This is a genomic window from Vicinamibacteria bacterium (assembly GCA_035620555.1).
Classification (GTDB): domain Bacteria; phylum Acidobacteriota; class Vicinamibacteria; order Marinacidobacterales; family SMYC01; genus DASPGQ01.
Window position 1 is genome coordinate 1 of sequence record DASPGQ010000109.1, and the last position, 4117, is coordinate 4117.

At 65.1% G+C, this 4117-nt stretch carries 5 protein-coding genes; 1 reads left to right on the forward strand and 4 read right to left on the reverse strand.

The features are described 5' to 3' along the window. The 4 genes from VEK15_04460 to VEK15_04475 form a co-directional block, all read right to left on the reverse strand. On the reverse strand, positions 1 to 735 hold a 735-nt coding region (locus tag VEK15_04460; GenBank protein ID HXV59924.1), incomplete at its 3' end, for an MmgE/PrpD family protein. Positions 736 to 747: 12 nt separating this feature from the next. Continuing rightward, entirely contained in the window at positions 748 to 2229 is a 1482-nt protein-coding gene (locus tag VEK15_04465) for a tripartite tricarboxylate transporter permease (protein ID HXV59925.1), read from the reverse strand. Positions 2230 to 2262: 33 nt separating this feature from the next. Next, positions 2263 to 2754, reverse strand: a complete 492-nt coding sequence (locus tag VEK15_04470; GenBank protein ID HXV59926.1) for a tripartite tricarboxylate transporter TctB family protein — start codon at positions 2752 to 2754, stop codon at positions 2263 to 2265. 14 nt (positions 2755 to 2768) lie between these two features. Then, the gene (locus tag VEK15_04475; protein ID HXV59927.1) at positions 2769 to 3734 is read right to left on the reverse strand and encodes a tripartite tricarboxylate transporter substrate binding protein; all 966 of its coding nucleotides are present in this window, start codon (positions 3732 to 3734) and stop codon (positions 2769 to 2771) included. A gap of 150 nt (positions 3735 to 3884) precedes the next feature. Here VEK15_04475 and VEK15_04480 point away from each other — a divergent pair. Further along, on the forward strand, positions 3885 to 4117 hold a 233-nt coding region (locus VEK15_04480; GenBank protein ID HXV59928.1), incomplete at its 3' end, for a protein kinase.

A 4117-nucleotide genomic window follows, 5' to 3' on the forward strand; every position in this document is an offset into this window, starting at 1 on the left:
CGCCGTGAATCCATCTCGGGCGAGGTCGGTGGCGAGCACCCCCGACTCGGCCGCGCGTCCGGCGTGGAACGGCTTCGTCATCGTGCCGAAATTCTCTCTCAGCCCCGCCGACTGACTCGCGGCGATGGCAATCGCGCGTAGGGTGGACTCGAGGTCGAGCCGGTGGAGCTTCGATGCCGCTACGGCGGACGCAAGGGTTCCGCAGGTCGCCGTGGAGTGAAATCCATGCTGATAGTGCCGCGGAGACATCGCCTCCGAGACTTTGGTCTCGACTTCCACGCCGAGGTGGTACGCCAGGCTCAGATCCCGGCCCGAGAGGCCATTTTGCTCTGCCACCGCCAGCGCGGCGGGAAGACAGGGCGCGGTCGGATGCGTGAGAAGACCGTAGACTCGATCCGAGCCGACCGCGAGCTGGGTGTCATCGTAATCGTCGGCGTGCATCCCGATTCCGTTCGCGAAGGCGGCGAATCGCGGCGGCACGGTGAGCGACGACCCCACCACCGTGGCGGTGCCCGAGAGCTTCTGCGACATCAGGTACCTCTGGACGATCCGGCCGCTCTCCGCAACCGATCCAGATAGCGCGAGCCCGAGTCCATCGAGAATGGACTTCCGCCCGAGCTCGAGAAGCTCCGGCGGCAGGGAGGGGAAATCGCTCTCCGTCACGAAACGGCCGACCTCACGCGTGAGACCCTCGCCTCGACGAGAATCGGGATCGGGTGTGAAAGCCTTCGACACGTCCACCACCTTCTAGCTCGACTCCCCTCCGCGCCGGATCGCGCGGACGGCGGACGTCAGGATACTCCCGAGGGCCAGCACGAAGAAAACGAGAGCCACCGGACGCGTCGAGAACTGCGTCCATCGATTATCGAAGAGGATCATGGACTGCGCGAGCGATGTCTCCACCAATCCCCCGAGAACCAGCCCCATGATGATCGGTGCGGGGCCGAAGCCATGCCGCTTGAGGACGAAGCCCAGAAATCCGGCGGTGAGCATCACCCAAACATCGACCATCGACTGTTCCACACCGTAGGCCCCGATCAGGGAGAGCACGAAAACCGCCGGCCACAGGAGCGTTCCGGGAACGAGACTGATTCGGGCGAAGAGCTTGGCGCCGGCGATGCCGACGACGAGAAACAGAAGGTTCGCCAGAAGCATGGAGAAGAAGATTCCGTAGAGAAGTCCGGGCTGCTCCTCGAACAGGTAGGGCCCGGGCCGAAGTCCGTGCACCTGGAGGCCCCCCATGATGACCGCCGCGGTCGCGCTGCCGGGAATTCCGAGGGCGAGCGTGGGCACCATCGAGCCTCCCGTGGCTGCGTTGTTCGCCGCCTCGGGTCCGGCAACGCCTTCGATCGCCCCCTTTCCGAACTTCTCCGGCTCCTTCGACCAGCGTTTGGCCTCGTTGTAGCCGATCATGGCCGCCATGGTGCTGCCCTCGGCGGGAAGGATCCCCACGAAGGTTCCGATGCAGCAGGAGCGAAAGATCGTGCCTCTGACTCTTCGAAGGTCGTCTCGTGTTGGTAGCTTCGTGGCCGAAAGGCCCAGGCTTACGAGTGGGGGTCCGGCCCGCCCCGCCTGAGAAAGCATTTCCGTGACCGCAAAGAGGCCGATGAGAACGGGAATGAAATCGATTCCGTCGTAGAGCTCGGGCACACCGAAAACGAAGCGCTCCACACCCGTGGTGAGATCGACGCCGACGGTGGCAATCATCAAGCCGAGGCACCCTCCGATGAGGTTCTTCAGCGGAGACTCGCCACCGATCGACGAGAGCATCGAAAGGCCGAGAACGGCGAGGGCAAAGTACTCGGGAGGGCCGAAACCATAGGCGAGGCGCGCGAGCAGCGGAGCGGCAAAGAGCAGCACGATTACGCTGAAGATGCCGCCGATCGTCGATGCGAAAGCCGCCATGCCCAACGCTCTACCCGCCTCCCCCTGGCGCGCCATGGGATACCCGTCGAAGGCTGTCGCGACGGCGGGTGGCGCGCCGGGAGCGTTGATGAGAATCGCGGTGATCGACCCTCCGAACGTTCCCGCGCAGTACAGGGCCGAGAGGAGCGCGATCGCGGGAACCGGCTCGAGATACAGCGAGAACGGAAGCAGCAGGGCCACCGCCATCGACGAGGACAGGCCGGGCAGCGCCCCGACGAGGACCCCGCCGAGCGTTCCCGCAATGACCAGGCCGATGACGAGCGGATCCGTCATCAACGATAGCGCGAGCTCCAGTTCAGGCATGAAGGTATCGCGCGTCGCCGGCGCACTTAGAGGTCACCCTCCCCACACCTCCCAGAAGGCGCCCCTCGGAAAACGCAATCCCAGGCCGAGGACGAAGACGACATGAATGGCGAGAGCCAGTCCGAAGGCGAGGCCGACGACTCGTAGCGGACGCCTCTCTCCCCAGCTAAACGGAAGCACCACCGCGACCAGTACGACGGTGACGAGCATTCCCAAACGTGGCACGAGCAGCGCGGCGCCAACGAGCAGGATCGCGGTCAGGAAAACTCTCGGTGGGATCGTGTCGCGGCGTGGTCTGCCACGTCGCCTTGCCGTGACGATGAGGGTGAGGCTCAAGATTGTGATGACGGAGAGAATCAACCTCGGGAAGAACGTCGGCGGCACGTTCTGCGAGAGCATGGCCGGAACCTCGCGAAACGTCGTCGTGCTCCCGAGCGCGGCGGCGCAAGCGGCTATCAGAACGAGGCCGGCGACGACGTCCGGGTGAGCCAGCTTGCTTTCGGATGAGGGCTTGTCTCCTTCCACGCCGTTCGCCGGATTCAGTTGGGGACGATCCCCAGCCGTACCATCGCCGTTCGCGCCTGTTGGTACATGCGGCCGATCTGAGCGTCCCAGACCTCGCGTCCGGCGACCGAGCCGGAGTCGAGGCCTGCGCCTTTCAGATAGGTCTGGTAGGCGGGGTGGGACAGCCCCTTCAACAAGGCGTGCTCGAGGGCTTCGATTCGCTCAGGGGGCGTTCCCGCGAGGACGACGTAGCCCCGAACGGTGGAGAACTGGGCGTCGTAGCCGAGCTCGACCGTGGTGGGCACCTCCGCGATCGCCTCCATGCGATGCTCCGCCATGACCGCAAGGGCGCGAAAGTCACCGCGCCGAATCTGATCCAACCCCTCGGTCAGGTTCAATCCCGCGGCGTCGATGATGCCGCCCATGAGATTGGTCACGATCTCGCCGCCGCCTCCGAACGGCACGACGCTGAGCTCGGTACGCGCGAGCTCGGCGAGCATGGCCCCGGCGATGTGATCGACGCCTCCGATCTGAGTCGCGCCCCACTTGATGGGACGCCGCCGGCCAAGAGCGAGAAGATCATCGAGGGTCTCGAGGTCGCTCGCTGCCCGGACCATGACGACGATGGGATCGTCCGCCGCTCGCGCGACGCCGACCAGATCCTCGATCCTCAACGGCCCCTGTCCCCGAGCGATGGCATACAGGTGCGTGGGTGTGATTCCCATGACGGTATAGCCGTCGCGCGGCTGCGACGCGACATAGCTCATGGCAACGAGGCCGCCACCTCCGACCTTGGGCACCACGGCCATGCTCACGCCGAGCGCGTCCCGAGCCCCGATGAGCATCGTCCGCGCCGTCATGTCCGTGCCGCCTCCGGGCGAGGCATGCGTCACGATATCGACGGGGCGCGAGGGAAAGGTATTCTGGGCGGCCTCTCCCCTGCCCGAGGCCGCGATGAGCCAGCCAATCAATCCCGCGATCACCAACATCGATTGGAACACCGGACCTCCTCGCGACCGGACGCGATCAGAATCGACCAGGCCGGTTCGGTTCTTTCGTCGCAAAAGCGACGCAAACGGGCGAACAGGATACCACGCGCCTTCGAGGCGCCGATTCATACTAGAATACTCCGTCACGAAGGGAGGACGTCCTTGGCCGAGCGTATCCTTTCGCACTATAAGGTCCTCGAAGAGATCAGCAGCGGCGGCATGGGGATCGTGTATCGCGCCGTCGATACGAAGCTCGACCGGGAAGTCGCCATCAAGGTTCTCCCTCCCGAGCTCGTTGCCGACCCCGAGCGCAAGCGCCGCTTCGTGCAAGAGGCCAAGGCGGCGGCCGCCCTGCACCATCCCCACATCGCGACGATCTTCGAGATCGACGAGGC

Coding starts and splice junctions, on each gene's coding strand:
- VEK15_04465 (HXV59925.1), bottom strand. CDS start 2,229: ATGCCTGAACTGGAGCTCGCGCTATCGTTGATGACGGATCCGCTCGTC.